Annotated in this window: 3 protein-coding genes and 2 pseudogenes; all 5 read left to right on the top strand. The window is 73.6% G+C overall.

The genetic code is table 11. The annotated features are described in order from the left end of the window. Positions 1-120 (top strand): annotated as a pseudogene (locus FGF04_RS41395) (helix-turn-helix domain-containing protein); the annotation flags it as partial. A gap of 51 nt (positions 121-171) precedes the next feature. Beyond that, positions 172-1,086: a hypothetical protein gene (locus FGF04_RS30785; RefSeq protein WP_149514639.1), complete on the top strand. Its 915-nt coding sequence runs from the start codon at positions 172-174 to the stop codon at positions 1,084-1,086. 9 nt (positions 1,087-1,095) lie between these two features. Continuing rightward, positions 1,096-2,022: an N-acetyl-1-D-myo-inositol-2-amino-2-deoxy-alpha-D-glucopyranoside deacetylase gene (gene mshB, locus FGF04_RS30790; protein ID WP_149514640.1), complete on the top strand. Its 927-nt coding sequence runs from the start codon at positions 1,096-1,098 to the stop codon at positions 2,020-2,022. Then, complete coding sequence (locus FGF04_RS30795) at positions 2,019-2,459, top strand: DUF6113 family protein (protein ID WP_149514641.1); 441 nt, start codon at positions 2,019-2,021, stop codon at positions 2,457-2,459. Before mshB ends, FGF04_RS30795 begins: the two co-directional genes overlap by 4 nt. A 160-nt stretch (positions 2,460-2,619) precedes the next feature. Then, a pseudogene (locus FGF04_RS30800) lies at positions 2,620-3,646 on the top strand (hypothetical protein); the annotation flags it as partial.

A 3,646-nucleotide genomic window follows, 5' to 3' on the forward strand; every position in this document is an offset into this window, starting at 1 on the left:
CCGCAGCCCCCAGCAGCCCGCCCCCCACTCCGCAACTGCGACGGCTGCGACCGAGCCTTCCGATCCCCAGAACCGGGCCACTGCCACGACTGCCGGACCACAGAGCCCGCGCCCGCCTGACCGCGTGCAGGACATGCGGAAACGCACAGAACGAGAAACGTAGGGAATCGCATGGTCAGCTCGTCCCACGAGGCGATGCACCGTATTTTCCAGGAGTACCCGGGGCTGTTCGCCGGTGTCTCCCGAGTCCTCGGCCTCGACTTCGCTCCGCCCAGATCCATCACAGCGATGCCGACCGACCTGACCGAGGCCAGACCGGTCGAGCGCCGGGTGGACACGCTGCTGCGCTTCGACTGCGACGGCTCAGCGGGCGAGGAGTCGTTCCTGCTGGCCATCGAGTCGCAAGGCAAAAAGGACCCGGACAAACACGCCAGCTGGGCCTACTACATGTCGTTCTTGTGCAGCAAGTACAAGATCCCGGTCCTGCTGCTGGTCGCCTGCCAGGACCGGGCCACCGCGGAGTGGGCCGCCCGGCCCGTCTCCCTCGGCCCGCGGCATTGGCCCGGGCTGACCCTGAGCCCCCTGGTGGCGGGACCGCAGAACATGCCCAGGATCACCGACCCGGACGAGGCCCGCGCCGACCTCGCGCTGGCCACGCTGTCCGTCATCACCCACGCGAAGGATCCGGACGTGGGTGAGATACTGAAGACCCTGTCCACCGCCCTGCAAGGCGTGGCCGAAGCCGTCGCAGACCCCATCATCGAATTCACCGCACAAGGCCTGGGCGGCAACCGCCGGGCAGTCGAACTCTGGAGGAACCTGGTGGCCGTGGACCTTTCCTTCTACAAGTCGTGGTTGTCGGAAGAGATCCGTGACGAGGCACGTGCGGAAGCTCGTGTCCAGAACGCCGCCGAGAGCATCCTGCTCGTCCTGGAGACGCGCGGTCTCGACGTCTCCGACGAGGTCCGCGAACGAGTTACCGGTTGCGACGACCCCGGTCTCCTGCGCCGCTGGCTCACCAACGCCGTCACCGCTCCGTCCGCCGAAGCGATCTTCGCGGACACGGGAGGCGCGGGGGCCTCGTAGGGTGGGTGTATGACGGAACTGTCCTCCCGGCGTCTGTTGCTGGTGCATGCGCACCCGGACGACGAGGCGATCAACAACGGCGCGACCATGGCCCGGTACGCGGCCGAGGGCGTCCGGGTCACCCTCGTGACCTGCACCCGCGGTGAGCAGGGCGAGGTCATCCCGCCCGCGCTCGCCCACCTGTCGGGGGACGACCTCGGCGAGTACCGCCTGGTGGAGCTCGGCGCCGCGATGCGCGAGCTCGGTGTGCGCGACGCCCGCTCCCTCGGCGGCGCGGGCCGCTACCAGGACTCCGGGATGATGGGCGTCCCCGAGAACGACGGCCCCCGCAGCTTCTGGCGGGCCGATGTCGACGAGGCCGCCGCACACCTGGTCGAAGTGATCCGCGAGGTGCGTCCCCAGGTGCTCGTCACCTACGACCCCGACGGCGGGTACGGGCACCCGGACCACATCCAGGCCCACCGCGTCGCCATGCGCGCCGCCGACCTGGCGGCCGAGCCGGACTTCCGCACCGACCTCGGCGAACCGTGGGCGATCGCGAAGATCTACTGGAACCGCGTGCCCCGCTCCGTCGCCGAAGAGGGCTTCGCCCGCCTGAAGGACGTACTGGACGAACTGCCGTTCCCCGCCGCCGCCACGGTCGACGACGTGCCCGGCGTGGTGGACGACCAGGTCGTCACCACGGAGATCGACGGCACCGCGCAGAGCGCCGCCAAGGCCGCCGCGATGCGGGCGCACGCCACCCAGATCGAGGTCGACGGACCGTGGTTCGCCCTCTCCAACCGGCTCGCCCAGCCCCTCTTCCCCGTCGAGTACTACGAGTTGGTGCGCGGTGAACGCACCGCGGCACCCGGCTCGGCGCGCGAGAGCGACCTGTTCGCGGGAATCACGACAGCAACCTCCGGGAGCGCGACCTCCGAAGGCGGTGCCCGATGAGCACCAAGGGCAGACCCCCCGCGGACCGGACGAACGCGGGCAGCGCGCTCGCCCAGCCCCTGAGCATGCCCTCACCCGCCCGCATCGCCGCCCACCTGGGACTCTTCCTGCTCGGCGGCGTGGTCGCGGTGGCCGGCTCGCTGGTCCAGTCGGGCTGGTTCCCGGGCGGGCTGCTGCTCGCGCTGGCCGCCGCGGCGGGACTGTTCCTGGGCGGCCTGCGCGCCACCGGCGGCCGGGCCGGGGCGGTCGTGCCCGCCGCGGGCTGGATGATCGCCGTCGTGCTGCTCACCTCCAGCCGCCCCGAGGGCGACTTCCTCTTCGCCGCGGGAGCCGGCTCCTACCTCTTCCTGCTCGGCGGGATGACGGTCGCTGTGATGTGCGCCACCCTTGGCGGGGGGCGGCAACCGGGCGGCGCCGCCGCCCGACTTGGCAAGTGACGTACCACTTCGCCACAGTGCGCCGGTGCACGTCCGGTGTGGGTTTCCCCGACGGCCGCAAGATGCCGGAGACGAGTGGCCAGTATGGTGGTGCGCGCCGCCGAGCCGCCCGAATCGAGGTCGAGTACACGGGCGGTGGAGCCAACCGGGAGAACCTGCCTTGAGTCGTGAAACTGACAGTTCGTCCTCCGGGCCCAACGGGCGCGGCGGAACCGCATACCCGTCGGGGACTCCGCCGTACGGAACGCCGATGGCTTCCGACGCCGCCGCCGACGCGGCCCGTGCCGCCGGTGACCGGCCGGAACAGCCCAAGACCGAGACCACGCTGACGACCCGGATCCGCATCAACATCCCCGGGTCCAGGCCGATCCCGCCGGTCGTCGTGCGCACGCCCGTCGCCAACGGCGGGTCCGACGCGGGCTCCTCCGACGCCACCGGTGCGTCCCGGCCCACCGCCCCGGACGCCGGGACGGGCGCCGGACCCGGCACCGCGGGCGGACCCGTGGACTCCGACACGGGGTCCCACGCCGCGCCCACCGCCGGTGCGGGCGCCGGAGCCGGAGGCCCTGGTTCCGGAGGCCCCGGTTCCGGTGGTCCCGGGGAGAAGGCGAGCGACTGGTTCGCGCCGCGCAAGGGCGGTGCGCCCAAGGGCGGTCCGGCCGGCGGCAACGCCAACGGCGCGGGACTGGCCGCCGGTTCGGGCGTCCAGGGCCCGGCCGCGGGCGCAGGCACGGGAGTCGGCCCCTCCGGCGCGCCCGCCGCGCGGCCCGGCGCCGGTGCGCCCCAGGGCACCGGCGGCGCCAGGCCCGGCAACACCAACGGCGCGGGACTGCCCGGCGCAGGCGGCACCGGTCCGGTGGCGCCCGGCCACGGCGGCGGCACCGGCTCCTTCGACGTGTCCCGCGCGCTGGCCACGGGGCCGCTCGGCTCCGGCCCCGGCGGGACCTCGCCGTACCCGCCGGGCGCCCAGGGCGGCTCCCCGGCGGCCGATGGCACCGGCGAACCGCGCCGCGACGGACTCCCGTACTTCTCGGACGGCGGCCAGAACGGCCAGAACGGCCAGGGCGTACCCAGGGGTCCGGTGGCCGGCGACACGCCCCCGGCGGCGCCCGGCGCCCCGGGCGGCCACGGCGCCCCCGACCCCTCGGCGTTCCCCGGCGGCAAGGGTCCCCAGAGCGGCCAGGCGT

This window comes from Streptomyces apricus (assembly GCF_008369065.1).
Classification (GTDB): Bacteria; Actinomycetota; Actinomycetes; order Streptomycetales; family Streptomycetaceae; genus Streptomyces; species Streptomyces apricus.